Source organism: Xanthobacter versatilis (assembly GCF_043193975.1).
GTDB lineage: Bacteria > Pseudomonadota > Alphaproteobacteria > Rhizobiales > Xanthobacteraceae > Xanthobacter > Xanthobacter autotrophicus_E.
Map to the genome: position 1 here is coordinate 1 of NZ_JBAFVB010000009.1, position 25,450 is coordinate 25,450.

At 67.9% G+C, this 25,450-nt stretch carries 25 protein-coding genes; 9 read left to right on the plus strand and 16 right to left on the minus strand.

The features are described 5' to 3' along the window. Positions 1 to 192: hypothetical protein (locus V5F66_RS16595; protein WP_394094290.1), on the plus strand; the 192-nt coding region annotated here is incomplete at its 5' end. 145 nt (positions 193 to 337) lie between these two features. On the opposite strand, the gene V5F66_RS16600 is transcribed toward V5F66_RS16595, so the two are convergent. Further along, on the minus strand, positions 338 to 1,738 hold the full coding sequence (locus V5F66_RS16600) for an acyl-CoA dehydrogenase family protein (protein WP_394052009.1): 1,401 nt from the start codon (positions 1,736 to 1,738) through the stop codon (positions 338 to 340). Between the two features lie 258 nt (positions 1,739 to 1,996). Between V5F66_RS16600 and V5F66_RS16605 the strand changes: the two genes are divergently transcribed. After that, positions 1,997 to 2,635 (plus strand): helix-turn-helix transcriptional regulator, encoded by a 639-nt coding sequence (locus V5F66_RS16605; protein WP_394094291.1) that lies wholly within the window; start codon positions 1,997 to 1,999, stop codon positions 2,633 to 2,635. A 15-nt stretch (positions 2,636 to 2,650) separates the two neighbouring features. On the opposite strand, the gene V5F66_RS16610 is transcribed toward V5F66_RS16605, so the two are convergent. Then, entirely contained in the window at positions 2,651 to 3,946 is a 1,296-nt protein-coding gene (locus tag V5F66_RS16610; protein ID WP_012114673.1) for an acyl-CoA dehydrogenase family protein, read from the minus strand. 293 nt (positions 3,947 to 4,239) lie between these two features. Here V5F66_RS16610 and V5F66_RS16615 point away from each other — a divergent pair, with 293 nt between their 5' ends. Next, on the plus strand, positions 4,240 to 4,350 hold the full coding sequence (locus tag V5F66_RS16615; RefSeq protein WP_394094365.1) for a hypothetical protein: 111 nt from the start codon (positions 4,240 to 4,242) through the stop codon (positions 4,348 to 4,350). A 366-nt stretch (positions 4,351 to 4,716) separates the two neighbouring features. Here V5F66_RS16615 and V5F66_RS16620 read toward each other — a convergent pair whose 3' ends face one another. Beyond that, positions 4,717 to 5,613 carry a helix-turn-helix domain-containing protein gene (locus V5F66_RS16620; RefSeq protein ID WP_041575549.1) on the minus strand — a complete coding sequence of 299 codons (897 nt, stop codon included), beginning with the start codon at positions 5,611 to 5,613 and terminating at the stop codon, positions 4,717 to 4,719. A 245-nt stretch (positions 5,614 to 5,858) separates the two neighbouring features. On the opposite strand from V5F66_RS16620, the gene pobA reads away from it, so the two are divergent. After that, positions 5,859 to 7,031 carry a 4-hydroxybenzoate 3-monooxygenase gene (gene pobA / locus V5F66_RS16625; RefSeq protein ID WP_012114675.1) on the plus strand — a complete coding sequence of 391 codons (1,173 nt, stop codon included), beginning with the start codon at positions 5,859 to 5,861 and terminating at the stop codon, positions 7,029 to 7,031. 34 nt (positions 7,032 to 7,065) lie between these two features. Here the strand turns inward: pobA and V5F66_RS16630 are convergent, their stop codons facing one another. Further along, positions 7,066 to 8,127 (minus strand): 3-carboxy-cis,cis-muconate cycloisomerase, encoded by a 1,062-nt coding sequence (locus V5F66_RS16630; RefSeq protein WP_394094292.1) that lies wholly within the window; start codon positions 8,125 to 8,127, stop codon positions 7,066 to 7,068. Positions 8,128 to 8,212: 85 nt separating this feature from the next. Next, a complete protein-coding gene (gene pcaQ / locus V5F66_RS16635; protein ID WP_394094293.1) occupies positions 8,213 to 9,124 on the minus strand; it encodes a pca operon transcription factor PcaQ in 912 nt (303 codons plus the stop codon). Positions 9,125 to 9,300: 176 nt separating this feature from the next. Between pcaQ and pcaC the strand changes: the two genes are divergently transcribed. From pcaC to V5F66_RS16655, 4 genes are read left to right on the plus strand one after another with little or no spacing between them, the layout of a single operon-like run. Next, complete coding sequence (gene pcaC / locus V5F66_RS16640; RefSeq protein ID WP_393999247.1) at positions 9,301 to 9,723, plus strand: 4-carboxymuconolactone decarboxylase; 423 nt, start codon at positions 9,301 to 9,303, stop codon at positions 9,721 to 9,723. Beyond that, entirely contained in the window at positions 9,716 to 10,441 is a 726-nt protein-coding gene (pcaH, locus tag V5F66_RS16645; RefSeq protein ID WP_012114679.1) for a protocatechuate 3,4-dioxygenase subunit beta, read from the plus strand. The genes pcaC and pcaH overlap by 8 nt, the downstream gene beginning before the upstream one ends. Beyond that, positions 10,441 to 11,031, plus strand: a complete 591-nt coding sequence (gene pcaG, locus V5F66_RS16650; RefSeq protein ID WP_012114680.1) for a protocatechuate 3,4-dioxygenase subunit alpha — start codon at positions 10,441 to 10,443, stop codon at positions 11,029 to 11,031. The genes pcaH and pcaG overlap by 1 nt, the downstream gene beginning before the upstream one ends. 56 nt (positions 11,032 to 11,087) lie before the next feature. Then, the gene (locus V5F66_RS16655; protein ID WP_012114681.1) at positions 11,088 to 12,455 is read left to right on the plus strand and encodes an MFS transporter; all 1,368 of its coding nucleotides are present in this window, start codon (positions 11,088 to 11,090) and stop codon (positions 12,453 to 12,455) included. A 56-nt stretch (positions 12,456 to 12,511) separates the two neighbouring features. On the opposite strand, the gene V5F66_RS16660 is transcribed toward V5F66_RS16655, so the two are convergent. The 5 genes from V5F66_RS16660 to V5F66_RS16680 form a co-directional block, all read right to left on the minus strand. After that, a complete protein-coding gene (locus tag V5F66_RS16660) occupies positions 12,512 to 13,285 on the minus strand; it encodes a glucose 1-dehydrogenase (protein WP_394094294.1) in 774 nt (257 codons plus the stop codon). Next, entirely contained in the window at positions 13,282 to 14,100 is an 819-nt protein-coding gene (locus V5F66_RS16665) for an SDR family NAD(P)-dependent oxidoreductase (protein ID WP_393999245.1), read from the minus strand. Before V5F66_RS16665 ends, V5F66_RS16660 begins: the two co-directional genes overlap by 4 nt. Further along, positions 14,097 to 14,453 (minus strand): NIPSNAP family protein, encoded by a 357-nt coding sequence (locus tag V5F66_RS16670; RefSeq protein WP_393999244.1) that lies wholly within the window; start codon positions 14,451 to 14,453, stop codon positions 14,097 to 14,099. Before V5F66_RS16670 ends, V5F66_RS16665 begins: the two co-directional genes overlap by 4 nt. A gap of 82 nt (positions 14,454 to 14,535) precedes the next feature. Next, a complete protein-coding gene (locus V5F66_RS16675; protein ID WP_394094295.1) occupies positions 14,536 to 15,780 on the minus strand; it encodes an ABC transporter substrate-binding protein in 1,245 nt (414 codons plus the stop codon). Between the two features lie 42 nt (positions 15,781 to 15,822). Then, positions 15,823 to 17,535, minus strand: coding sequence for an FAD-dependent oxidoreductase (locus tag V5F66_RS16680; RefSeq protein ID WP_394094296.1), 1,713 nt, complete (start codon positions 17,533 to 17,535; stop codon positions 15,823 to 15,825). 269 nt (positions 17,536 to 17,804) lie between these two features. On the opposite strand from V5F66_RS16680, the gene V5F66_RS16685 reads away from it, so the two are divergent. Then, positions 17,805 to 18,686: a helix-turn-helix domain-containing protein gene (locus tag V5F66_RS16685; protein WP_394051998.1), complete on the plus strand. Its 882-nt coding sequence runs from the start codon at positions 17,805 to 17,807 to the stop codon at positions 18,684 to 18,686. Positions 18,687 to 18,697: 11 nt separating this feature from the next. On the opposite strand, the gene V5F66_RS16690 is transcribed toward V5F66_RS16685, so the two are convergent. Genes V5F66_RS16690 through V5F66_RS16715 form a run of 6 tightly spaced genes read right to left on the minus strand, consistent with a single transcriptional unit; the run spans position 18,698 to position 25,445 of the window. Next, positions 18,698 to 19,606: an NAD-dependent epimerase/dehydratase family protein gene (locus V5F66_RS16690; RefSeq protein WP_394094297.1), complete on the minus strand. Its 909-nt coding sequence runs from the start codon at positions 19,604 to 19,606 to the stop codon at positions 18,698 to 18,700. A gap of 38 nt (positions 19,607 to 19,644) precedes the next feature. Further along, on the minus strand, positions 19,645 to 20,448 hold the full coding sequence (locus V5F66_RS16695; protein ID WP_012114689.1) for an SDR family NAD(P)-dependent oxidoreductase: 804 nt from the start codon (positions 20,446 to 20,448) through the stop codon (positions 19,645 to 19,647). Between the two features lie 33 nt (positions 20,449 to 20,481). Then, a complete protein-coding gene (locus V5F66_RS16700; protein ID WP_393999240.1) occupies positions 20,482 to 21,315 on the minus strand; it encodes a sugar phosphate isomerase/epimerase family protein in 834 nt (277 codons plus the stop codon). 11 nt (positions 21,316 to 21,326) lie between these two features. Next, on the minus strand, positions 21,327 to 21,938 hold the full coding sequence (locus V5F66_RS16705) for an NIPSNAP family protein (RefSeq protein WP_394051990.1): 612 nt from the start codon (positions 21,936 to 21,938) through the stop codon (positions 21,327 to 21,329). Next, complete coding sequence (locus V5F66_RS16710; RefSeq protein WP_394051988.1) at positions 21,928 to 23,727, minus strand: FAD-dependent oxidoreductase; 1,800 nt, start codon at positions 23,725 to 23,727, stop codon at positions 21,928 to 21,930. Before V5F66_RS16710 ends, V5F66_RS16705 begins: the two co-directional genes overlap by 11 nt. Continuing rightward, on the minus strand, positions 23,724 to 25,445 hold the full coding sequence (locus V5F66_RS16715) for an FAD-dependent oxidoreductase (protein ID WP_394094298.1): 1,722 nt from the start codon (positions 25,443 to 25,445) through the stop codon (positions 23,724 to 23,726). Before V5F66_RS16715 ends, V5F66_RS16710 begins: the two co-directional genes overlap by 4 nt. Positions 25,446 to 25,450 lie beyond the last annotated feature (5 nt).

A 25,450-nucleotide genomic window follows, 5' to 3' on the forward strand; every position in this document is an offset into this window, starting at 1 on the left:
CTTCCTGGCACATTTCTTGGTTTACCCACGCCGTACAGTGCAAGCCGCCCGCCTCGAGACGAGGTGCCGAAGCAGCGCGCCAGGAGCACCGGCGACGCCGTCAGTCGGCTGCGGGACCACGACGTGGTGCCCGGCACCCTGGAGACCGACGTCGATCGCGCCGGGCTGCCCAGCGACTGTTCGAGCGGCTGACCTCGCTCGGTGCGCCGGCGAGCTCTGCGGCCGGTCGGCTTCAACCTCCACAGGCCGTGGCAGTGGCCAATTCGGAGCGAGGGCGACGGCACCTGCGCCACGTGCGCGGACGCCAGTTGCGACGTCCGCGCACGGTTGTTTCAGCTTATTCGGCCGCGGATACGAACGGAGTGGAGCCGGAATTGGAGTATTGGCGGTCCCAGTCGGCAACGGTGCCGATGCTCTCCATCGATTTTTCGAAGACGATCGTGCTGTCCTCCATCACCGCCCGCGGATTGAACCCCTCGTCGGCAATGACGCCGTGAACGCGGCGGCGCTGCATGCCCATGTTGCCGCCGTCATAGATGGGCAGGACGGAGGCCTCCCGCAGGAAACGGCCGAACGGATACTCGGTGCTGAGGCTATTTACACCCACCACCTGCATGCACTTGTAGATGACGTCAAACATGGCCTCGGTGGTGTTGATCTTGCACATGGCGCCGACGAGCTCGGCATGCTGCTCATGCTTGTCGAGATAGTCCGAGGCGCGCCAGCAGAAATAGCGGGCCGATTCGATCTTGGCGGCACAGTCGCCGAGAATGTAGCCGACATTCTGGAAGCGGATGATCGGTGTCAGGGAGCCCGCCGTGTTGGCCTTGCAGAACTTGAGGGCGGCCTCGTAGGCGGACCGGGCCATGCCCACCGCCGCGATGCCGGCCACGGGGCCGGACCAGGCGAAATTGCGGTTGATGACGAAATCGCCATTGCCGGCGGCGCCGGGCAGAAGGTTGTCGACCGGAACGCGCGCATTGTCGAAGGTGATGAGGGCGTTGGACGCGGTACGGTGCCCCTCCTTGTTGACGAATTCATACGAGATGCCGGGCGTTCCGCGCTCGACCACGATGGCGGACAGGCCCTTGGTGCCGCCGACGTCGCCGTCGGTCCGCACGATCACCGTCTGCGCATTGACCCCCTTGGCATCCCAGCCGCCTGCCGAAGACCATTTCTTCCGGCCATTGAGGATATAATGGTCACCGTCGCGGGTCGCAGTCAGCCCGATGCCCGCAGGCCGGGGGAAAGGGTTGTCGAAATTCGCGGTGCCGCCGGTGCCGCCCGGAGGCTCGCCGGCGGTCCAGCCGCCGAGGAATTCGCCGGTCGGGTCGGAGGTGGCCGCGCCGATGAAGCGCTTCTTCTGCTCCTCGGTGCCATACCAGGCGACCGGCATCAGGCCGAGGCCATTGCAGAGCACGGTGCAGGCAAAGCCAGGATCGACGGCGCAGATCTCTTCGGCCGCGATGGTGAAATCGAGGCACGAGAGGCCGCCGCCGCCATATTCCTTCGGCAGCATGGCCATGGCGATGCCGGCCTTGTACGCCTCGACATAGGCGCCCTTGGTCCTGGCATGGGCCAGCAGAGGATCTGGCTCGCGATCTGCCTCGGGAACGACGGGAGCCAGCACATTCTCCGCAAATTCGCGAGCCATCGCCTGGATCTGCCGTTGTTCCGGCGACATGGTGAAGTCGATTGCCATTGAAGTTCCCCTTCGTTGTTGTTCCGCTCGCACCATCCATGGCCGCGCAGACCCGTTCGCCGCGACGGGTGTCGGGCGTGGCGGAAAGGCGATGTCAGGACGGCGTGCGAACGATGAAATGCTAGTTTCGACATAAAAAACTGTCAAAAGAATATTGTGATTAAAAGGGCGCCAGGCTGTGCCCGTTTCGGCGGCTCCGCGACGGCGTCGCGACCCTGACGCCTTTGGCAAGATACGTTGTGGAGTAAAGGGTTCGCTTCTATGATGGTTGAAGTATCATGTGAGGATTCAACCGTGCTCAGCGGGGGAGACACCCAGCGCCGGCTGCTTGCGCAGCTTCTTGAAGTTAAATCCGGCCTCTCCGTCGATGAGCTGGCCGGGCGGCTCGATATCAGTCGCAGCGCCGTCAAGCAGCACTTGTCGGGTCTGGAGCGCGACGGCTATGTCGCACGAGGCTCGGCCCGCAAGACCGGCGGCCGGCCGGAGCAGATTTATGTGCTGACCGAAAGCGGGATCGGCATATTTCCCAAGCAATATTCCTGGTTCTCGCGGATCCTGCTCCAGACGCTGCGTGGGCGCATCGGCGATGCCGACCTGGGCGAGTTCATGTTCAATCTCGGGGTCGACATGTCGGCCATGGCGCTGCCGCGCATCACCGGCAAGACGCGGATCGAGCGCATCGTCGAGATCGTTCGGATCATGAATGAAACTGGCTTTATCGCGCAGACTGTTCCTGACGAAGAGCCAGGTAAGCTTCCGCGTATCGAGTGCCGGAACTGCGTCTATCACGACCTATCGAAGGATTATCCGGAGGTGTGCCAGTTCGACATCGGTTTCATCAGTGGCCTGATGGGTGCGGGTGTGGACCAGGAGGAGTGCATGCAGCGGGATGATGGGCAGGTCTGCCGCTTCCGCTTCGTGCCCCTCGCCTGACGGCGGCGTGCGGCGCTATCTCAAGGTTTTGTCGAACGGTGTCGGCGATAGGTCCATGAAAGCGCGCGGATCGAAATCGGGATGGCGCATGACGGACCAGATCTTGCGCATCTGCATGCCCAGATTGCCCGCGTCATAGAGAGGGAAGACGGCGGCCTCGCGCAGGTAGCGCTCCAGCGGATGCCGCCGGTCGAGGGCATTCACCCCCATGACCCGCATCGCCCCAAACACGGCGCCGAACAACGTTTCTCCACAAAAGACCTTTGCCATGGCGCAGATGGCATGGCCCTGGCTCTCGTTGCGGTCGAGATAGTGCGCCGCCTTCCAGGCGAAGGCACGGCAGGCCTCGATCTTCATCGCCACGTCGGCGAGCGCATAGCCGACCGCCTGATGGTTGATGATCGGCTCCGGGCCGCCGGCGGTGTGGGTCTTCGCCCAGTCGAGCACGTACTCATAGGCGGACCGCGCGACCCCGACCGCGGCGATGGCGGCCACCGGGCCGGACCAGGTGAAGGCGCGGGCAATCGCGAGGTCGCCATCGCCGATCGCAAAGGCGTTCTCCTCCGGCACGCGGCAATCCTGGAAGACGATGGAATTGTTCTGGCAGATGCGGTGGCCGATCTTGGAGATAGGCGGCTCGTAGAAGACACCGGCCGTGCCCCGCGGCACGATGATCGCCGACAGCCCTTCCGTGCCGCCGCGCTTCGGGGTGGTGCGGACGATGCAGATATTGATGTTTGCGCCCGCGAGGTCCCAGCCGCCGGCATTGCAGGGCCAATATTTGCGGCCATTCAGGATGTATTCGCCATTCTTGCGGTCATGGGTCGCCGTCAGCGAAACGCCCGCCGGCCACGGCGCCGGATGGTCGAAATTGGCGGTGCCCCCGGGCGACCCCGCCGCCTCGCTGACCGTCCACGCCGCAAGATATTCGCCGCGCGGATCGCCCGTCGCCGCCGTCAGCCACTTCTGCTTCTGCCGCTCGTTGCCGAACCAGACCAAGGGCATGAGGGCGAGGCCATTGACCAGAAGGATGGTTGCGAAGCCCGGGTCCACGGCGCAGATCTCTTCGGCAACCACCTGGAGATCAAGGCTGCTGATGCCGCCGCCGCCATAGCGCTTGGGGACGAATCCCATGGCGAAGCCCAGCTTGTAGGCTTCCACGTAGGCGCCCTTCATGTCCTGGAAGGCCTTCTGCGGGTCCGGCTCCTCGTCAGCTCGCCGGACACGGGGGGCGAGGATGTCGTTGGCGAACTCCCGCGCTACGGTCCGCAGCCGCTTCTGGTTTGCCGTGAGCGTGAAGTCGATCGGCATAATCGGTCTCCCAACAGGTAAAGCCTCTTTTGAGCAATTTATATGCCAAAAGAGGTTCGGGAATTGCGGCTCTCGGCGACCATGCCTAACGATCTCGCCGGGTGGAAGTCAGCCGCTGATGCGCGACGGCGGGGCGATCGTCCTGACCAGCTCAACCACCGACAGCGCGGCGTTCTCGGCCTGGCAAAAGACAAGAAAGTGATCCGGATTGTGGCTTCTGGGGGTGTTTTACAGACGGTCCGTGGCGTCCCTGGGACTATGTCGAACCTTACCTCCGTCAAATCCTCGGGTTCATTGGCATCACGGATGTGCGGACCATGCGCGTCGAAGGGATGAACAGCCCGGGCCGAGCTGCCAGCGCGGTGCCCAGGGGAATCGAAGCCGTTGGAGAGCTGGCCCTTTAGCGCGGCTCACACTTCCAATCGAACGACCGACTGGGGCGTCATAGCCATCCGCGAACGCCGGCATCAGCGCTTCCCAGGCGTCACCCTCGACGAAAATCACGCCGCGCGAGAACAGCAGCTCGGGGCACGTTGCGGTCAAGCGCTTTGACGTTCGGAAAGGCTTCGAGCGCCTTGGTGCCGATGTGCAGAAGTTAATTTGGCTTCAAAGCCTCAACCCGCCCCATACAGACCGCCCGGAAACGGGGAGCAGGTCAACGTTGCCTGGTTGCGGGTAAAGCGGGAATCTGGCGCGGTGCTCCTGGCTTGGCCCAGCGGCAGATCCCGCGGCGGGTGAGCGGGCTCCGGTCGAAGAACGTTTGCGACAGTTCACGCAGTTTCGGAGCGGGTCCGCGACGGATCCGCCCGGTATGCCCGCGGGCTCACGCCCAGGTGCCGGGTGAAGAAGCGGGTGAAATAGGCGGGATCCTCGAAGCCCAGGCCGAATGCGATCTCCGCCACGGTCATGGACGTGTAGGCGAGATGCCTTCGTGCTTCGAGAGCGAGGCGCTCTTGCACGATACCCAGGGCCGAACGACCGGTCACGCGCCGGCACACGCGGCTCAAGTGGGGTACGCTCACCCCGAGCCGCCGGGCGCGATCGGTGAGGCTGGGATGGCGGCGAAAATCCTCCTCCACCTGGGCGGTGAAGCGCTCCACGAGCTGGACGCCGGCGAATGCCAGGTCGTCGTCGTCCGGCCGACCCGCGGCCAAAGTTCGGTGGAACCACACCAGGACCAGACCGGCGAAGGCGGTAAGTGCCTCGCGCCGGCTGGCGCCGTGTTCACCGGATTCGACAAGCGCGAGTTCGAGCGTGGTCCGCAACTGCCCCGCCTGTGCCGGCGTGACCGCCAGCACCAGCGGCGCCTTGAACAGGCTGCGCCACTGGGTCTTGGGAGATGACCAGTGGTCGAGCACCGCGGCGGGCACGCTGGCCACGTAGCCGTCGGTGTGCGGGGCGAATTCGAAAGCGTGGACCACCAGCGGCGGCATGGCGATGGCCGTGCCGGGGCCGAGGGCGTGGACGGTTCCATCAATGACGGCCGTACCGCCTCCCTCCGCGATGAAGAAGAACTGGTAGAGGTCGCCGTGGCGGTGCGAGCGGATGCGCCAGTCATACTTGGCGCTGCGTGCCGTGATGGTCTCCACGTGCAGTTCGTCGGGAAAGCCATCCGCGCTCTCGCCGTAGAGGGCGTAGGCGGGCACCGGGGGCGCGGCGCGTCTCATTGGCACGTCCGATAGGTTCGATTTATCCAAGAGAGTGCGCGAAGGTTCCATTCCGCGCAAGCCGGCCACGCGCCATTCTCACCAGTGCCGACGCCGCGCGCGACGCGGCGCGAGAATGGGTCTGTGGCCGCCTTCCTGCCAGAGCCGCGGTCCTGCTCTCTCCATTGCTCAACCTGAAAAAAACATGGGACTGCGTCGGCACGTCGAAGGCGCTCCGCGCGTAGCGTCCCTGGGAGGAAACAGACGTGCGACATCAAGTGTGCATCATCGGCGCCGGACCGTCGGGCCTTCTCCTCGGCCAGCTCCTGGCAAAGGCCGGCGTCGACGCGGTGATCCTGGAGGCGCGGAGCGCCGATTACGTGCTCTCGCGCATCCGCGCCGGCGTGCTGGAGAGCGGCCTTGTGGATCTCATGCGGCAGGCGGGATGCGCCGAGCGGCTGGACCGGGAAGGCCTCGTGCACGACGGCTTCCACCTCGCCTTTGCCGGCCGCACCCATCGCATCGATCTTAAAGGCCTGTCCGGCGGCAAGTCGGTGGTGGTCTACGGTCAGACGGAAATCACGCGCGACCTGATGGAGGCCCGCGCCGCTCTGGGCGTCCCGACCATCTACGAGGCGCAGGACGTGGCCCTGCACGATTTCGACGGTCCCCGCCCGCGCGTGACCTATCACAAGGACGGCGTCACCCACGAGATCACCTGCGATTTCATCGCCGGCTGCGACGGCTTTCACGGCATCGCGCGTCGTTCCGTTCCGGAAACGGCCATCGCCCAATTCGAGCGGGTCTATGCCTTCGGCTGGCTGGGGCTGCTCGCCGACGTACCGCCGGCCTCGAACGAACTCATCTATGCCCGCCACGAACGGGGCTTTGCGCTGGCGTCCATGCGGTCCCACACGCGCAGTCGCTATTACATCCAGGTGCCGCTTTCCGACCAGGTGGAGGACTGGTCTGACGAACGGTTCTACGACGAGTTCCGCCGCCGGCTGCCGGAGGAGGTGGCCGCGCGCGTTGTCCCCGGAGCGTCGATGGAGAAGAGTATCGCCCCGCTGCGCTCCTTCGTGGCGGAGCCGTTGCGCTTCGGACGGCTGTTCCTCGCCGGAGATGCCGGCCACATCGTGCCGCCGACGGGGGCCAAGGGCCTCAATCTGGCGGCGAGCGACGTGCATTACCTCGCGTCCGGGCTGATCGAGCATTACCGGGACAAATCGGACGCCGGCATCGACGCCTACTCCGAGCGGGCGCTGAGACGGATCTGGAAGGCGGAGCGCTTCTCCTGGTGGATGACCTCCATGCTGCATCTGTTCCCAGAAGCCGGGGACTTCGTGGCCCGCATGCAGCTTGCCGAGCTCGACTATATCGCCGGCTCGGAGGCGGCGGCGACCACGGTGGCCGAGAACTACGTGGGCCTGCCATTCTGAAGCCCGTTGCCGCCCGTCGGCCGCCGCCGCGTCGTCAGGATGCTGCAGGAAAACGCAGGGCCTCGATGAGCGCGAAGGCGGTGCGGGTGGCCGCGCCGGCGGTCGTCACCAACTGGGGCAGGATCATCCACTCCAGGGTCCAGGCGGCGCCGGACCGCTCGTTCTCGTGCACCAGGGCCTGGTCGAGGCCGCCCTGGAGGGTGGCGGCGAAGCGCGCCAGGGTCACCAGGATCTCGGCGCCCACGGGATTGTTCTTCTCCGGCATCGCGGAGGAGCCGCCGCCGCCGGCGATGGTCACCTCGCCCACCTCGTTCTGGGCCATGAGGGCGATATCGGCGCCGAACTTGCCAAGCGAACCGGCCAGCAGCGCGCACCAATGCCCATAGGCGGCGATAGCGTCCCGCTCGGCATGGGTGGCGCGCGGCGCGGCGCCTAGGCCGAGCCGGGTTGCGAGGCCGTCTGCCACGCGCCCGGCGGCTTCGCCCAGCTCGGCCCGGTTGCCCACAGCGCCCCCGAGCTGCACCCGGAACAGATCGTCCGCCACCGCCGGAAAACGGGCCCGGTGCCGCGCCAGGGGCTCGCGCCAGGTGGCAACCTTGTGGGCGAGGGTGATGGGCCGCGCCCGCTGCATGCGCGTATGGCCCGTCAGCGCCAGAGCGCCGGTGGTGGAGGCGAGACGATCGAAGCTGCCGACCAGCGCGTCGAGGCGTGCCAGCAGGATGTCGGAGGCCGCCTTCAGGCGCAGGAACAGGCTGGTGTCGATCACATCCTGGCTGGTCGAGCCCTTGTGCACGAAGCCCGCATGGGGCTCGCCCACCGCCGCGCGCAGCCGGCGCACCAGCTCCGGGATCACCACGCCGTCGCGGGCCACTGCGGCGGCCAGATCCGCGGGTGCGATGGCGATGCTACGTGCCGCCTGCGCGATGGCAGCGGCCGCCTCGTGCGGAATGACGCCGGCCTCCGCCTCCGCCTCCGCCAGCGCGGCTTCGAAACGGAGCATGGCGGCGATGTCGGCTTCGGCGGTGAAGGCCGCGGCGATGGCATCATCGCCAAGGAGTGGCCGCAGGAAGGGGTGCTCGAACACGGACACGCTCATGGATCTGGGGCCTTCCTCGGGAACGAAACGGGCCGCAAGCTCCACTGCGGCGCGCTCTGGCGTCAAGCCTGTTGTGTGGTCCGGCTCACAGGGCGCGGGCAACCTCGCGCAGGGCCTCGAGGAAGATCGCGGCCTGCGGCAGGGGAGCGTGTCCCGCCCGCGTGGTGAGGCCCACCGGGCCGCCGGATATGGACATGGACAGGGGGAGGCGCACCAGTGTGCCGGCGTCGAGATCGCCAGCCACCACCCCGTGGGAGATGACCCACACCGCGTCACTGGCGCCGACATAGGCCCGCGAGAAGCTCGCATCGGTGGTCTCGATGCGCTCGGCGGGGCCGGCCAGGCCTTCCATCAGGAACAGCCGGTCGATCTCGGGACGAATGATGGAGCCCGGTCCCGGCATGATGAAGGGATGGCGCGCAAGCTCCACGAGCCCCACCGGGTGGCCGGTGTCGGCTGGGTGGCCGCGCCGCGCCACGAAGACGATGGGCTCGGAATACAGGTGCTCGAAGGTCAGGCCCATCATGGCCTTGGGCTCGGCGAGGCGGCCCACCACCAGATCGAGGCGGCCCTCGGTCAGCAGGTCGAGAAGCCAGCCGTTGGACCCGGCCTCGATGGCGATGGTGGCATCGAGGCCAATCTCCTTCGCCCGCCGGATCGCCCCGGGCATGATCCGCGCCGCCACCGTGGGCAGCGCGCCGACTTTGAGCACCACATCGCCGGCGGCCGGCCGTCGCAGCGTGTCGATGCCGCGTCCCAGTTCCGCGAAGGCCGCCCCGGCATGGGTGCGGAAGGCGATGCCCTGCGGTGTCAGCACGGCGCCGCCGCGGCCGCGCTCGAACAGCGGCGCGCCGAGGATGTCCTCCAGTTCCGCGATGGCCCGCGACACCGCCGGCTGGGTGAGGCCGAGCGCATCGGCCGCGCGGCCGAACCCGGACCGTGCCGCCACCTCCAGGAAGCAGGCGATGTGGCGCAGCTTCATGCGTCCGTCGATCATGGCTTATGCATACCAAAACTGCATGGATAGATAGAAAAATATCATTTTCCATATCATGCGCTACATGAAACTCTCGCGGCGATCCCAAACGGTGCCAGCCGGATCGTCCCAAGCGTGCGCCTGCACGTTTAGTCCAAGTTTGCCCGGCAGGCGCCGCGCCCAGATGAGGCCGTCCCGTGACACTTCCCACCGACCGCTCCTCGCGCTGGACCACCGGAATGGCAACCCGCCGCTCCGTGCTCGGCGACACCTATGTGGACGCGGCGTCCGCCCGTACCACGCCATTCGACGAGGGGTTCCAGACCTTCATCACCGAAGGCGCCTGGGGGTCGGTCTGGTCGCGGCCGGGCCTTACCAGGCGCGAGCGGTCCATGATCACCATCGCGCTTCTGGCGGCGCTGGGGCATGACGAGGAAGTGGCCATGCACGTGCGCGCCACCCGCAATACCGGCGCGAGCGCCGAGGATGTCGCCGAGGCGCTCATGCATGTGGCGGTCTATGCCGGCGTGCCGGCGGCGAACCGCGCCTACAAGATCGCCAAGGATGTCTACGCGCAAGCGCGTACCGACGGCGACGCACAGGGAGAAAACCATGGTTGAGACGGGCGATTTCATGCGCCGGGACCGAGGCTGGCATCCGCCGGCCTTCACCCCCGGCTACAAGACCAGCGTGCTGCGCTCGCCGCGCTTCGCGCTGGTGTCGCTGGAGCAGGGCATCGGCGAGAAGGCCGGCCCGATTTTTCCGCGGTCCGGCCTTGATCCGCTCGACAATGACCTCATCCGCAATTTTTCCAAGGGCGGCGAGGCCATCGGCGAGCGCATCGTGGTGCACGGCCGGGTGCTCGACGAGAGCGGCCGTCCGGTGCCCGACACCCTCATCGAGGTGTGGCAGGCCAATGCCGGCGGGCGCTACCGGCACAAGAACGACAGCTATCTCGCCCCGCTCGATCCGAACTTCGGCGGCGTCGGTCGCTGCCTCACCGATTCCGAGGGCCGCTATGCCTTCCGCACCATCCGCCCCGGCCCCTATCCGTGGCGCAACAACGGCTCGGACTGGCGGCCGGCGCACATCCATTTTTCCGTCTTCGGCGAAGCCTTCGTGCAGCGGCTGATCTCCCAGCTGTATTTCGAGGGCGATCCGCTGATCCCGCTGTGCCCCATCATCAATACCATTCCGGACAAGGCCGCCGTTGAGCGGCTGGTCGCCCGCCTCGACATGGGCCAGCAGATGCCGTTCGACGCGCTGGCCTACCGCTTCGACATCGTGCTGCGTGGACGCCGGCAGACGTTCTTCGAGAACAAGAGGGAGGGGCACTGATGCCGGTCGAATACCTCAAGGAAACCCCGTCGCAGACCGGCGGCCCCTATGTGCATATCGGCACGCTGCCGGCGGTGGCGGGCCTGCCTGTCCGCACGCAGGAGAACCTGTCCATCCTCGCCTCCGGCAGCGTTCCGGGCGAGCGGATCCGCATCCTCGGCACGGTGTGGGACGGCTCGGGCCACCCGGTGAAGGACGCGCTGGTGGAGCTGTGGCAGGCCGACGGCGATGGGCGTCACGACAATCCGGACTTCCTGGGCTTCGGCCGCGCCGCCGCCGACTTTGCCACCGGGGAATGGAGCTTCGACACCATCCGGCCGGGCGTGCTGCCCTGGCGTGACGGGCGTCCCCAGGCGCCCCACGTCTCCCTGCTCATCTTCGCCCGCGGCATCAATATTCACCTGCACACCCGCATGTATTTCTCCGATGAGGCGGAGGCGAATGCTGGTGACCCGGTGCTGAAGTCCATCGAGCAGGTGGGGCGGCGCGACACCCTCGTGGGCCTGCGCGGCGATGCGGACGGTGTCGCCACCTACCGCTTTGACATCCGCCTGCAGGGCGAAAACGAGACCGTCTTCTTCGACATGTAACCAAAAACACCAAGCCGGCCGCCGCGTGTTGCGGCGGACCGGCGCGGGAGGAAACCATGACCACGCCAGCGGAGCGGACGATCGACGTCCGCCGGTTTCTTGATGAACAGCCGATCTCCGGCTTCCAGTGGCTGATCTTCGCCCTGTGCTTCGCGATCGTCCTGCTGGACGGCTTCGATACTGCCGCCATCGGCTATATCGCCCCCTCGCTCCTGGGCGAATGGAACATCGCCAAGGCGGATCTGGCCCCGGTGCTCAGCGCCGCCCTGTTCGGCCTCGCCGGCGGGGCCTTGTGCTCCGGGCCCCTGGCCGACCGCTTCGGCCGCAAGCTGGTGCTGCTCGCGGCGGCGGGTGTGATGGGCGTCGCCAGCCTCGTGGCCGCCACCGCCGGCAGCCTCGATGCGCTGGTGATCTGGCGTTTCGTCACCGGTCTCGGCCTCGGCGCCGCCATGCCGAATGCCGTGACGCTGGTGAGCGAATACTGTCCGGCCAAGCGCCGTGCACTCGTCACCAATGCCATGTTCTGTGGCTTCCCCCTGGGCGCGGCGGCCGGCGGCTTCGTCGCAGCCTGGATGATCCCGCACTTCGGCTGGCGCAGCGTGCTGGACCTCGGCGGCATCGCCCCGCTTCTGCTCGTGGCGGTGATGATTGTCCTGCTCCCGGAATCGGTCCGTCACCTTGCCCAGCATGGTGCCCCGGCGGAGAAGATCGGCCGCATTCTCCGGCGCATTTCCGCTGCCGCGAAGGGGGCGACCCGTTTCGTGCTCAATGAAGGCGAGGGCGCTGCGGAAGCCGGCCGGCGCGGCATCACCGTGGTGTTTTCCGCGCCCTATATCCTCGGCACGCTCTGCCTGTGGGTCGCCTATTTCATGGGCCTGGTCATCTTTTACGGCCTCATCAACTGGATGCCGATCATCCTGCGCGACAGCGGCATCAGCCCCACCCAGGCGACACTCATTTCGGCCCTGTTCCCGCTTGGTGGCCTCGGCGCCATCCTGGCCGGCTGGCTCATGGATCGGTTCCATGCCGATCTGGTGGTGGCCGCCGGCTTCCTGCTCACGGCGCTGGCGGTCTATGCCATCGGCCAGGTGGTGGGCCAGGTCGGCCCGCTCACGGCGGCGGTCTTCATTGCCGGAACCGTCATGAACACCGCGCAATCCTCTCTGCCCGCGCTGGCCGCCATGTTCTATCCGACCCGGGGCCGGGCCACCGGGGTGGCCTGGATGCTCGGCATCGGCCGGTTCGGCGGCATTGCCGGCTCGTTCCTGGTGGCCGAGCTCGGGCGGCGGCAGCTCGGCACCGCGGCGGTGTTCCTGGTGATGGCGGGACCTGCCCTGATCGCCACCCTCGCCATCCTCACCAAGGCGTGGCTGGGTCCCAAGCCTGATGCCTCGGCCGGCCCGGTGCCCTCGCTCGGCCACTGAGCCCCGCGAGCGCACCGCGTGACCCTCTTCCAGGCTCCGGCCGGGCGCGCATCGTCTCAGCCTGCCGGTGGTGGAAAAGCATCGCCTGCATCGCCGAAGGCCTGCCATCCGCCATCGACCGAGAGCACGGTGCCGGTCACGTAGCGCGCCGCGGGAGACACGAGGAACGCCACCGCCTGCGCGATGTCGTCCGGCTGCGCCAGGAAGCCCAGCGGAATGCGACGGCGGATGCGACCGAGGTCGATCCTGCCGTCGCGCTCCAGGGCCTTCACGAGGGCGGTCTCCACATAGCCGGGCGCCACCGCGTTGACCCGGATGCCGGCGGGCCCAAACTCGCAAGCCATGCTTCGCGTCAGGGCGACCACGCCCGCCTTGGCCGCTCCATAGGCATTGCGGCGGGGCAGGCCGGTGATGCCGGCGATGGAGCTGAGGTTGACGATTGAGCCGCTGCGTCGGGGCAGCATCACCCGCGCGGCCTCCCGCGAGACCAGGAACACCCCGATGAGGTCCACGTCGAGGATCTTGCGGAAGCGCGCCGCGTCCTGCTCCACCGTGGGCAGGTGGGTGTCGGCGATGCCGGCATTGTTCACCACCGCGTCGAGACCGCCGAAGGCGGCCACCGCCCGCCGCATCGCCTCGGCCACGTCCTCCTCCACCGACACGTCGGCGCGGACCGCGAGATGGCCTGCGCCGAGTTCCGCCGCCCGCGCGGCGGCGGCGCCCTCGTCGAGATCGACCAGGGCGAGGCGCCAGCCCGTGGCCGCCAAGGTGCGTGCAATAGCCCAGCCGATACCGTCGGCCGCGCCTGTGATCAATGCGGAAGGGCTCATGGCGCGGTCTCTCCGAAGCCGGGACGCGGCACAAGGCTCATCAGGGTCTGGGACAGGCCGCCGTCCACCACGATCTCCTGACCGTTGACATAGGACGCCCGCCCGCTCGCCAGGAACACGGCGACGTCGGCGATGTCCGAGGGCTGGCCGATGCGGCGCACCGGCACCATCGCTTCGCGTTTCTCGGCAATACCCGGTGCGGTGTAGAAGGGCTCGCTCAGGGGCGTGCGCACGAGGCCGGGGCTGACCACGTTGGAGCGCACGCCGCGCGGCCCCCATTCGAAGGCGATCTGCCGCGACAGCATGGACACCGCCGCCTTGCCCGGGCTGTAGGCGCCGCTGAACGGCTGGGGCTCGCTGGCGGCGATGGACGAGATGTGCACGATGGCGCCCGCGCCTTTCTCCAGCATGGCCGCACCAAAGGCGCGGGTGGTGAGGAAATAGCCGGTGAGGTTCACCTTCAGCATGTGCTCCCAGTCCGCCGTGGAGACCATGTCGATGCCGCCGGGCCGCAGGATGCCGGCATTGTTGACGAGGATGTCCGCCCCCCCGAATGCGGCCAGCGTTGCCGCCGCAGCCGAGGCGATGCTGGCCTCTTCGGAGATGTCGCATTGAAGCGCCAGCGCCCGCCCACCCAGCTTCTCCACCTCGGTCTTGGTTTCGGCGCAGGTGTCCGGATTCCTGTCGGCAAGAGCAAGGTTTGCGCCGGCCTGCGCGAAGGCGAGCGCCACGGCGCGTCCGATGCCGCCGCCGGCACCGGTGACGACGCATGTGAGGCCTCGAAGGCCGAGCCAGCCGGTGTCGGGCGCGCTCATTGGGCCGCTCCTTCGCTGCCGAGGAAGCGGGCGACCGACGCGAGGTCGATCTTCTTGATGAAGCGGTTCTCCTGCGCCACCAGCAGGTGGCCGGAGGCCGAAAGATAGGCCGGCCAGTCGGGATCGGCATCGCGCGCGATGCGGCGGCGGTCATAGTCGGCGAGGCTATCGTAGCCCCACAGATGCACAACCTGGTTCTGAGGGCCGATGTCGCTGGCGAAAAAAGCGATGGGCGGCCCGAGGTGTCGCAATTGCACCGGCATGGCGAGGGTGTCGAAGATCTCGATGAACTCGCCGAGGCCGCGGGGCTTGATGGTGTAGATGCGCAAGTCCGCGATACGGTATCCGGTCATGACAATCCTTGATGAGTTTTACACCCCGGAGCGGTTTCGGCTCCGGGGATGCACGTCGCGGAGCCCAGGGGGCCGGGCGTATTCAGGTCTTCACGAAGGGGCAGCCGCCTTCGGCGACAGGCCGGAAGGCCTCTTCGGCCGGGATGGTGGAGACGAGCTTGTAGATGTCGCCGGGGGCTTTGCTCTCGGCGGGAGCCTTCACCGAGAACAGATAGGCTGGGTGGATCTTGCGCCCGTCCTCACGCACGCGGCCGGGGCCGAAACAGTCGTCGTCCGTGGGCATCTGCTTCATGGCGGCGATGGTGTCCCGCCCGGAGGCCTTGGCGCGGGCGACGCCCAGCGCCTTCACCGCCTTGAGATAATGGGTGACGCCGGAATAATCCCCGGCCTGGCTCATGTTTGGAAACACGCCCGCCGGCAGCTTCGGAGCGATGCGCTTCATGAAGGCGCGGGTGCGGTCGTTGAGGTCCCAGTAGAAGGTTTCGGTGAGGGAGAGGCCGTGGGCCACCGGCAGGCCCATGGCGATCACGTCGGTGATGTATCCCACAGTGGCGGCGAGGCGGACCTTGCCGCCGGCGTCGAGGCCGAATTCCTGCGCCTGCTTCAGGCAGGTGATGAGCTCGGTGCCGGAATTGCAGAAGGCCACCACATTGGCGCCGGACGCCTGCGCCTGCAGCAGGAAGGAGGAGAAATCCGCGGTCGAGCCGTAGGGATATTTCACCGCGCCCGCCACCTTGCCGCCGGAGGCCTCGACGAAGCGGGTGGCATCCGCCTGGGCGGCATTGCCGAAGGCATAGTCTGCGGTGACGAAGAACCACTTCGTGCCGCCGGTCTTCACCAGCGCCGTGGCGGTGGAATGGGCGAGGCACCAGCTGTCCCAGCTCCAGTGCAGGAGATTGGGGCTGCAGCTCTTGCCGGTGAGATCGGAACTGCCCGCGGAGGTGACGATGGAGACCTTGTCGCGCTCCTGCAGGATGCCGCGCGAGCCCAGCGCGATGGCGCTGTTGCCCACGTTGGTGATGAGGTCGATGCCGTCCTCGTCGAACCATTTGCGGATGATGGTGAGGCCCACGTCCGGCTTGTTCTGGTGGTCCGCCACGACCAACTCGACCCGGATGCCCGGATTGGCGGCGGTGAACTCCTCTATGGCCTGCCGGGTGCAGGCGACGCTGGTCGGTCCTTCCACATCGCGATAGATGCCGGACATGTCGGTGATGTGGCCGATGCGGATGGTGTCGTCCGCTGCGCGCGCCCTCCCCGCCGGACCGAGCCCGAACGCGGTAACGGCAAGGCTTGTGCCGAGAAAGCTCCTGCGATCCATGGCCATGGCGTTTTTCCCTTATGGTTTATTGTCTTATCTTTGTTTTCGTCAGTGGGCGGAGACGCCGGCCAGGTGCCGCCCGGTGACATAGCCCGACGTCATGATGGGCCCGAGCGTGATGCCGGCGCCGGGATAGTTGCCGCCCATGATGCTCGCCGCATCGTTGCCCACGGCGTAGAGCCCGGCGATGGGGGCCGCGTTCGTGTCCAGCACCCGACCGAGCGGGTCGGTGGACAGCCCGTCGAAGGTACCGAGATCACCCATGAAGATCTTCACCGCATAGAACGGCCCTTGATCGATGGGCGCCACCGTGGGGTTGGGCTTGTGGTCGGGGTCGCCGAGATAGCGGTTGAAGGCGGTGGAGCCGCGGTGGAATGCCGGGTCCTCGCCCTTTACGGCGCCCACATTGTAGGTGCGCACTGTCTCTTCCAGGCCGGCGGCATCAATGCCGGCCGCGCGGGCGAGGTCGGCCAGCGTGCGACCCTTCAGCAGATAGCCGGTGCGGGTATAGAGCGAGGTCGGCACCGGAGCGGGCTTGGCAAAGCCCAGGCCGTACTTGCGGAGGGTGGCATGGTCGCAGACCAGCCAGGCGACGGTCTCGCCCTCCCCCTCGCTGTCGGCGATCATGGCGGCGCCCACGTCGTGGTAGGAATTGGCCTCGTTGGTGAAGCGGCGGCCGTGCCGGTTCACCGCGATGACGCCGGGCTTGTAGCGGTCCACGAGGTGGGGGAAGACACCGAAGCGTCCGTTGCCGAGGGGCACTTTCGACACCGGCATCCAGGCCGCCGCATCGGGAAAGCGCGCCTCGAACTGCCCACCCACGGTTTCCGCGAGGCGGATGCCATCGCCGGTATTGCCCTCAGGGGTGGGGGAGACATGGGCACCGCCACGCCGGCGGTGGGGATAGATGCCCGCAATGCGCGCCTCGTCATGGGGGAAGCCGCCGCAGGCCAGCACCACCCCCCGTCGCGCGGTGATGCGCTGGGTGCCGGAGGCGTCTTTCACGACGGCGCCGGTCACCGCGCCATCCTTGACGATCAGCTTTTCGGCGGCTGTGCCGGTGCGGATCGCAATGCCGCAGTCGAAGGCCGATTTGGCGAGGCGGGCCGCCAGAGCGTTGCCGCTCGTGACCTGGACCCCGCGCCGGTACAAAAGAAGATCCTTCAGGTGATTGGCAAGGCGCTTCGCCACATAGAGCGCGGAGGTCAGCGAGCGCGTGGCGTTGAAGAAATGCTTCAGTTCATTGTTGGATGAATTGAACATCATGCCGATGAAGGTGATGGTCGCGAGCGGCGGCTTGAGCCGGTTCATCTCGCCTCCAAGGCCGCGCGCATCATAGGGCGCGGCGACGACGGAGCGGCCGATATCCACGCCGCCCGGCAGATCCGGATGGTAGTCGGGATAGGCGGAGGCGACGAACTTCACCTCGGTCTCGCGCTCGAAGAAGTCGAGCATGCGCGGGCCGTTGTCGAGAAAGCACTCGATCGCGTCCTCGCGGTAGAAGTTGCCGGTCTCGGTCTTCAGGTAGAGCCGGGCGGCGTCTCGCGTGTCGGTGATGCCCTGCGCCGCAGCATGGGGATTTCCAGGGATCCACAGCACGCCGCCCGAAAAGGCGGTGGTGCCGCCGAAATGCTCCTCCTTCTCCACCACGACGACGTCGAGGCCGTGCTTCCTCGCGGTGACCGCCGTGGACAGGCCGCCGGCTCCGGACCCGATGACCAGCACGTCGCACACGAGAGGGGCGTGTTCGCTCAAAGACATGAAAAGGCTCCTCCTCGACACGCGCCGGGCGTGTGAAGTCCGCGCTTCCTGTGCGCAAAAGGCGTTGTGTGATCGCATGGCACCGCGGTGCCGACGCACTGGCGTCGCTCACTCCGCGGCTGGCTTGACCAGCTCTTCGACGGCTCGTTGTTGTCCCATGGATAGGCCCGCCAAAATGGGCCGACAATGGATGAAAGCAAAATCCTGTTGTACTTTTCGTAAGGCAGCAGCATCCTCGTGGTCGCGTCACGACAATGCTGCACTTGCGAATGACACGGCAAAATGTGATCCCGAGCTTCTTTCTTTACGACGAAGCCTTGGCAGATGTGGATCTCGACTTCCTCCATGTGGAAGCCATCCGGATCCGCTCAAGCGTGCATGATTGGACGATCCGTCCACATGCCCATCCCGAGCACGTCCAGTTCCTGTTCGTGACCGAGGGCGGTGGGCGAATCCGCGTGGAGGATGACGAGTGGCAGCTTGATCCGCCCACGGTGGTGGTCATCCCCCCGACGGCGGTCCACGAAATCCGCTTTGAACCGGGCTCGGACGGCTTCGCGCTTACGATCGCCGCCTCCTACGTGACGGCGATGGCGCAGACGGATCCGGCCTTTGCCGATGTACCCGCCGCCGCGGGCCTCTATCCGGCCCAGGGGCCCGATGGCGACGGCTACGGCCTGCTGGATGCCTTCCAGTGGCTGGAACGGGAATTCATCGGCGCGGCGCCGGGGCGGCGAGCGGCCATCGGCGCACACTTTCTGCGGGTGCTGGTCGCGCTGGCCCGGCTGAAGGATGGCGGTGCGCCGGCGGGAGGGCCGCTGATGCGCCGCGATGCCGATATCGTGGTGCGCTATCGCCGGCTCATCGAGGAGCATTTCCGGCAGGCCCAGCCGCTCACCTTTTATGCCGACGGGCTCAACATCACCTATGCCCGCCTCAACGCCGCCTGCCGGGCAGTGGCGGGCAAGAGCGCGCTGAAGCTCATGCACGACCGCCTGATGATCGAAGCCAAGCGCAACCTGCTCTACACGAGCATGAGCGTCGGCGAGGTGGGCCACGCCGTTGGCTTTCAGGATCCGGCTTATTTCTCCCGCTTCTTCACCCGCCATGCCGGGCGCTCACCGGCAGCGTTCCGCGCCGCACCGCGATAGGACGCAGGCGCTCACGCCCGCGCGGCGGCCCGCTCCCGGTAATAGGCGATGGTGGCGGCGATGCCGGTGTCGAGGGACGTTTCCGGCAAGTCCGGCAACACGGAGGAAAGGTGATCCGGCGCCAGCTCCCCGGCGATGGGCATGGGAGCGCCGGTGGCGGTGATGCGCGCATCGGGCACCTGGCGCCGGATGGCGGCGATCACCTCGTCGACGGTCGCGGGGCGTCCGGCCAGATTGAAGGCGTGCGCGCCCGCCAGCGGGGCAAACAGACCCTGCTCGAAGGCCACCGCCACATCGTCCACATAGATCATGCCGGTGGAGCCCACATAGGGGATCACATAAGGCGTGCCCTGTGCTGCGGCGCGGCAGGCAAGCGTCGGCCCGGCGCTGGCGCCTTCCTCGCCGCGGCCCGGCCCGTAGACGATGAAGGGCCGGAAGCCGATGCTGGCGATGCGATGGTCTTCCCAATACGCCCGGGCGCTGCCTTCGCAGGCGAGCTTGAAGGCGCCGTAATGGGTGGTGGGGCAGGGGATGTGTCCGTCCCGCGGCCCGAACACGCCCGCCGAACTCGCATAGACGACGTGCGGCATGCCCTCGCGCCGGGCGGCCTCGAAGGCGTTGAGCGTGCCGATGAGATTGATCTGGGCGCCCTTCACCGGATCCGCCCGGCAGGCGGGCGTGAGGATGCCGGCCATGTGCACGATCCCGCCGCAGCCCCGCGCGGCCGCATGCACCGCGTCTGTGTCGCGGATATCGGCCAAGCGCCAATCCACCTCGCGTGCGAGGTCGCCCAGGATGTCGCGCACGGCGGCGCTATCGCTGGCGATGTCGAGGACGCGCACGGCGACGCTGCGCTGGAGCAGGCGGCGGATGATCCAGGCGGCGATGAATCCGGTGCCGCCGGTGACGAGGACCTTCATGGTTGAACCTCTGGTCCAATCGTGGTGGAGGGGGCGCCTTAGTATCCGGGTCTCGGGATGTGGCCCATGAGGGAGCGCCTGAGGCCGCCATCCACGACGATCTCCTCCCCGTTGATGTAGGACGCCCGCGCGCTGGCGAGGAAGACCACGGCGGCGGCGGAATCCTCCGGCGTTCCAATGCGCCGCGCGGGTACGAACGCCTCGCGCTTCTCGCGTATGCCGGGAACGGCGTAGAAGGCGGCGCTCATGGGCGCCTCCACGAGGCCCGGGCTGACCACATTGGAGCGCACGCCGCGCGGTCCCCATTCCACCGCCAACTGCTGGGACAGCATGATAAGGGCGGCCTTGGCCGCGCTGTAGGCGCCGCTGGATGGCTGCACATTGCTCCCCGCGATGGAGGAGATGTGCACCAGCGCTCCCGAGCCCCGTGCGAGCATGCCCGCGCCGAAAGCCTGTGCGGTGCGCAGGCAGCCGGTGAGGTCCACGTCGAGCTGGGCCTGCCAGTCGGCGGGGTCCAGGGTGTCGAGGGCGCCGGGGTGCATGACCGCCGCATTGTTGACGAGCACGTCCACCGGCCCCACGGCGTCTTCCACCCAGCCTGCGGCCTCGGCGACGCTGGCGGTGTCGGCCACATCGCAGGCACGAACCGCGCTGCGCTTACCGTCGGGATCGATGGTCGCGGCCGCCGCGGCGAGAGCTGGAGCAGAGCGGCCCAGCAGCACCACCCGTGCGCCGACGGCCAGGAACTCCCGCGCGATGGCAAGGCCGATGCCCCGCCCGCCACCCGTCACCACGCACAGCCGGTCCCTGAGGCCCAGCCAGTCCCCGTTCTCCTGCGCCATCGCGGCGTTCCTTCCTGATGGTTGTTGTTCTGCTCAGACGGCGACCGGCCGGCGTTGCTCGATCGCGTGGACGACCCGCCGTGCGCGCTCCAGTGCGAGGCGTGCCCATTCCTCGATGCCGAGGCGCGGCTTCTCGGTCACGTTGGGCAGTTCCAGGCTGATGGGGAGATCGAGCGGCAGTACGGAGAACATGCTGGCAAGGTCGATGCCGCCGTCGCCCGGCAGCAGGCGCTCGGCGCGGGCGGTGTGGATGAGGCCTTCGGTGGTGGCCGGGACTTCGGCCGGCGCGTCGCACATCTGGGCGTAGTGCAGCAGATGGCGCGGAATGGCGGCAAGATCGGCGTGCGTCGTCGCCGAGCGGGCGGCGTGCAGCGCATCCACCAGGATGCCGCCGTTGGGTGCTCCCGCCGCCGTGACGATGCGCAGGGCGGTCTTCGCGTCCGGCACATGGGTCCACGGCATGAATTCAAGGTCTGCCGTCAGCCCATAGGGCCGAGCCGCCGCGCAGAAGGCGGCATATGACTGGACAAGGCGCGCCTCGTCGGGATCGTCCCCCGCCACCAGCACCGCGCGGGCCGAAAGCCGCCCGCACAGATCGAGGAACGCCGCCACGTCCTCCACGCGGAAATCGGGGCCGATCCGCACGATCTCCATGTCGAAGAGGGTGACGCCGGTATCGGCCAGGCGCGCCCGCGTTTCCCGCTCCGCGGCGGGATCGTGGAGCAGCGGGTTGACCTCGCCGCCCGGCGCGGCCGGCAGCGCCCTGAGGCCGACCGCGCCATAACCGAGACGATGGGCGAGCAGGACCGCATCCGGTGCGTCGAGGGGCGCGCTCGTGAGATAGGCCAGCGAATAGACGGGCTCCACGGCCAACCTCCTCAGGTGAGCGGCGAGATGGCGGTGGGCAAGGCGATGACCGAGCGCATGTCGCCGGTGAGAAGCGCCGGCCCGCCGGGCGGCGGCCATACGCCTTCGGCAACCGAGCGGGCGCGCTTCTCGGCGCGGTCATCGAGGCTGGCATAGGGCCAGATGTGGGTGATGCGGGGCGTGCCCTCCAGCGCATACATGGCGATGGTGAGGGGAGAGAGGGCCAAACGCCCCGGGAGCGCCGGGCCCCAGACGCGCTCCACTGCCGGCAGGCAGCCGTGCTTCACGCGATAGGTGCGGATCTCGTAGACCGGGCCGTATTTGCCCGGCACCACCGGCTGGGAGAAGGAATAGGGCGCATAGCCCGTGAACTCCATCTCGACGATGGCATCGCCCGCGCCGAAGGGATCGGTGGCGCCGTGGATGCGGGCGCGGTCGGCCTGCATCTCGGCGTCGTCGGCAAAGCTGCGGAACACGATGACGTGGTTGAGGTCCCCGATCTCGCTGACGAAGCAGCCGAGCAGCGTGCCGGCGCCCGGCGTCTTCGCATGGGCCTCGATGCCGGCGGTCACCGCAGGCACCGTGCCGAAGCGGATGGTGAGGGACAAAAGTTCATAGCGCATGGGACTCTCCGGGCGGACGCGGCTGTCCGCTGTCGATGGTGTCGGAAGGAAGGGGGGTGCCGCTGGCGTGGTGCGCGGCGACGAAGCCAAAGGTCATGGCCGGGCCGAGGGTGATGCCGCCTGCCGGATAGCGCCCGCCCATCATGCTCGACATGTCGTTGCCCACCGCATAGAGGCCGGCGATGGGCGTGCCCGAACCGTCGAGCACCCGGGCATGGGCGTCGGTGGCGAGGCCGGCGAAGGTGCCGAGGCTGCCGGCCACCACCTTCACCGCATAAAACGGTCCGCGGGCGATGGGCGCGACGCAGGGGTTGGGCCGGTGCGCCGCGTCGCCCTGCACCCGGTTGTAGAGGCTGGAGCCGCGGCCGAAGGCGGGGTCCTCGCCGCGTGCGGCGGCGCGGTTATAATCCGCGAGGGTCTGTTCCAGCCCGTCGGCATCGATGCCGCAGGCGCGGGCCAGCTCGGCGAAGCTGTTGCCGCGCTTCAGATAGCCACTGGCGAGCCACGGGCGCAGCGGGAACGGCCGGGGCCGCGTGCGGCCGAGGCCGTAGTGGCGCTGGAAGGAATGATCGCAGATCATCCAGGCTTCCACGGGCGCGCCAGGGGGCGTTGCCGCCAGTAGCGCGCGCATCACGTCGTGGTAGGAATCGGCTTCGTTGGTGAAACGTTGCCCGTCCGCGCGCACCATGATGAGGCCGGGCTTCGCGCGTTCGACGAGGTGGGGATAGGACGCCGGGGTGCCACTGGCCTGCGGGACCAGCGACACCGGTGCCCAGGCGCCGGCGTCCGAGAGGTCCGTACGCAAGCAGCCGCCAGCGGCCTCCCCCAGACGAATGCCGTCGCCGCTGTTGGTCTGCGGCGCCGCCGACCAGTGCTCGCGGCCGGTCGGTGCGTGGGGAAACAGCGCCGCCTTGCGAGCGAGGTCATGGGGAAAGCCGCCGCTCGCCAGCACCACGCCGCGCCGGGCGTGGATCTCATGCACCGTTTCTCCGGAGCCCGCGATGATGCCCGCCACGTGCCCTTCTTCCACCAGCACCTCGCTGGCCGGGCACGAGGTCAGGATGGTCACGCCCAGATCGTCGGCCGATTTCAGCAGGCGGGCGATGAGGGCGTTGCCGTTGACCAGCTTCATGCCGCGGCCGTGGCGCGCCACATCGATGAAATGGCGCAGGATGCGCCCGGCGGCATGGGTGAAGGAGGAGGCATTGCGCGTGGCCTCCAGGAAATGGAGCATGTCGCGCCCTGAGGCGATGCCCATCCCGAAGGGCGAGATGAGGTCAAGGGGCGCGCGCAGGTCGCAAATGCGCGCGCCGAGCAGCCGTCCGTCGAACGGTGCGGCGCACAGCGAGCGCCCGCCCTTGGCCGCACCGGGCGAGGTGTCGTGAAAATCGGGAACGGCGTTGCCGTCCACGAAGGCGAGGCTGGTGTTGCGGCGGAAGAAGTCCACCATGCGCGGACCCTGCTCCAGCAGCATGGTGGCCAGGGCCTCGTCATAGGCATTGCCCAGCTCGGCCTTCAGATAGGTGCGCGGCGCCTCGATGTCCTCGACGATCCCGGCCTCCACAGCCAGCGGATTGCGCGGGATCCACATCCATCCGCCGGACCAGGCGGTGGTGCCGCCGATCTTGGCATCCTTCTCCACCACGACCACCTCAAGGCCGAGGAGAGCGGCGGTGACGGCGGTGGCGAGGCCACCCGCTCCCGAGCCAATCACCACGAGGTCGCATGTTCGCCTGGCGTTTTGGCGTGCGGCGCCGGAGGGCGCGATGGGGCCCGGATGCGGGTTCATGGCCGCTGCTCCCCGGCTTGGCAGGCATGGCGCACGGCGCGATAGGCGAAGGTGATGGCCGGGCCGATGGTGATGCCCGGGCCGGGATAGGTCCCGCCCATGATGGACTGGGCCTCGTTGCCGCAGGCATAGAGGCCGGGAACCGGGCTGCCGTCCTCCTTCAGCACCCGCGCCCATTCGTCGATGACGAGGCCGGTGGCTGCACCGATGTCGCCGGGATAGAGCCGCACGGCGTAGAAGGGCGCGGTATCGATCGGGCCGAGGGTGGGATTGGGACCGTGCGCCGCATCGCCGTTGATCCGGTGATAGGCGGTGGTGCCGCGACCGAACTGCGTATCAACACCGGTCTTGGCAAAAGTGTTCATGGCGCCGACTGTTTCTTCCAATACGGCGGCATCCATGTTCAGCTTCGCAGCGAGGGCGGCGATGGTGGGCGCTTCCACCAGATAGCCGTCGTCGAGGAACGGCTTCAGGTTGCGCGTGCCCATGCGCACCATGCCGAGGCCAAATCTCTTCAGGCCCACCGCATCGGTGATGATGAAGCAGGGGATGGTCGGCCGATCCCGGTTCGCCGCGAACATGGCCTTGCCGAACTGGTGATAGGAGGTGGATTCGTTCACGAAGCGCCGCCCGGTCTGGTCCACGCACACGGTGCCTGGCTTGGAGCGGTCCATCACGAAATGGGGGAAGACCGCGGTGGAACCGTCGGCGCGGCGGCGCACCGAGACCGGCGCCCAGAAGGCCGGCTGGTCGCCCCCCGTGCCGAAGCGGGCCCCGAGCTTCAGGGCGAAGTCCTGCATGGCGCCGGTATGCCCGGGCGCGGCCGGGCTGTAGGCGGGTGTCGGCTTGGGCAGAAGCTCGGCACGGCGGGTGGGGTGGCGGTTGAAACCGCCCGCCGCGATCACGAGGCCACGACGGACGCGGATCTGCCGCTCCGTGCCGTTCTGCGCCACGGTGACGCCTTCCACGCCGCCGCGCCCCGCGTCGACGGCGCGGACGGTGGCCTCCAGCAGGATCGGGACGTTGCGGGCCTTCAGGGAGGCGAGCATGCGCCCGATCAGGGCGTTTCCCATCACCAGCCGGCTGCCGCGCCGCTGCGCCAGCCGGTCGCGGCCGTACCAGGCGAGGATCGAGGCGGCATGCCGGAAGGAGCGCCACGACTTCGTCAGTCCCAGCAGGTGCCCGATGTCGGTGCGGTCGATCATCATGCCGCCGAAGAGGGTGAATTCCGGGATCGGCGGCCGGATGCGCGCGAGGTCCGCACCGAGGCTGCGGCCGTCGAAGGGCACCGGCTCCAGCGCCCGCCCGCGCAAGGTGGCGCCCTCATGGTCCTGCTCGTAGTCCGGATGGGTGGCGTAGGGGCGAAAGCGCACCTGGGACTGGTCTTCAAGGGTGGCGATGGCCTCGGGCCCGCTCTCCAGGAAGGCGCGCCGCAGCACAGCCGGGGAGCGGTTGCCCACCACCCCGTCCAGGAAGCGCTCGGCCTTCTCGAAGCTGTCGTCCGCCGCTACCTCGGCGGAGTGGCGGTTCAGGGGGATCCAGGTGGTGGCCGCGGACAAGGCGGTGGTTCCGCCGACATATTCGGTGCGCTCCACCAGCAGCACCTTCAGATCGGCGATGGCGCCAAACAGCGCCGTCGCCATGCCGCCGGCACCGGAGCCGACGACGACGAGGTCATAGACATGGTCTGGGGGGAGGGCATCCAGGGTGGTGATCATGGCGC

Excerpts from the sequence above, each read along its gene's own strand:
- V5F66_RS16600 (WP_394052009.1), bottom strand. The coding sequence starts at position 1,738 with ATGGTGCGAGCGGAACAACAACGAAGGGGAACTTCAATGGCAATCGAC.
- V5F66_RS16610 (WP_012114673.1), bottom strand. The coding sequence starts at position 3,946 with ATGCCGATCGACTTCACGCTCACGGCAAACCAGAAGCGGCTGCGGACC.
- V5F66_RS16620 (WP_041575549.1), bottom strand. The coding sequence starts at position 5,613 with ATGAGACGCGCCGCGCCCCCGGTGCCCGCCTACGCCCTCTACGGCGAG.
- V5F66_RS16630 (WP_394094292.1), bottom strand. The coding sequence starts at position 8,127 with ATGAGCGTGTCCGTGTTCGAGCACCCCTTCCTGCGGCCACTCCTTGGC.
- pcaQ (WP_394094293.1), bottom strand. The coding sequence starts at position 9,124 with ATGATCGACGGACGCATGAAGCTGCGCCACATCGCCTGCTTCCTGGAG.
- pcaH (WP_012114679.1), top strand. The coding sequence starts at position 9,716 with ATGGTTGAGACGGGCGATTTCATGCGCCGGGACCGAGGCTGGCATCCG.
- pcaG (WP_012114680.1), top strand. The coding sequence starts at position 10,441 with ATGCCGGTCGAATACCTCAAGGAAACCCCGTCGCAGACCGGCGGCCCC.
- V5F66_RS16655 (WP_012114681.1), top strand. The coding sequence starts at position 11,088 with ATGACCACGCCAGCGGAGCGGACGATCGACGTCCGCCGGTTTCTTGAT.
- V5F66_RS16660 (WP_394094294.1), bottom strand. The coding sequence starts at position 13,285 with ATGAGCCCTTCCGCATTGATCACAGGCGCGGCCGACGGTATCGGCTGG.
- V5F66_RS16665 (WP_393999245.1), bottom strand. The coding sequence starts at position 14,100 with ATGAGCGCGCCCGACACCGGCTGGCTCGGCCTTCGAGGCCTCACATGC.
- V5F66_RS16670 (WP_393999244.1), bottom strand. The coding sequence starts at position 14,453 with ATGACCGGATACCGTATCGCGGACTTGCGCATCTACACCATCAAGCCC.
- V5F66_RS16675 (WP_394094295.1), bottom strand. The coding sequence starts at position 15,780 with ATGGCCATGGATCGCAGGAGCTTTCTCGGCACAAGCCTTGCCGTTACC.
- V5F66_RS16680 (WP_394094296.1), bottom strand. The coding sequence starts at position 17,535 with ATGTCTTTGAGCGAACACGCCCCTCTCGTGTGCGACGTGCTGGTCATC.
- V5F66_RS16685 (WP_394051998.1), top strand. The coding sequence starts at position 17,805 with ATGACACGGCAAAATGTGATCCCGAGCTTCTTTCTTTACGACGAAGCC.
- V5F66_RS16690 (WP_394094297.1), bottom strand. The coding sequence starts at position 19,606 with ATGAAGGTCCTCGTCACCGGCGGCACCGGATTCATCGCCGCCTGGATC.
- V5F66_RS16695 (WP_012114689.1), bottom strand. The coding sequence starts at position 20,448 with ATGGCGCAGGAGAACGGGGACTGGCTGGGCCTCAGGGACCGGCTGTGC.
- V5F66_RS16705 (WP_394051990.1), bottom strand. The coding sequence starts at position 21,938 with ATGCGCTATGAACTTTTGTCCCTCACCATCCGCTTCGGCACGGTGCCT.
- V5F66_RS16710 (WP_394051988.1), bottom strand. The coding sequence starts at position 23,727 with ATGAACCCGCATCCGGGCCCCATCGCGCCCTCCGGCGCCGCACGCCAA.
- V5F66_RS16715 (WP_394094298.1), bottom strand. The coding sequence starts at position 25,445 with ATGATCACCACCCTGGATGCCCTCCCCCCAGACCATGTCTATGACCTC.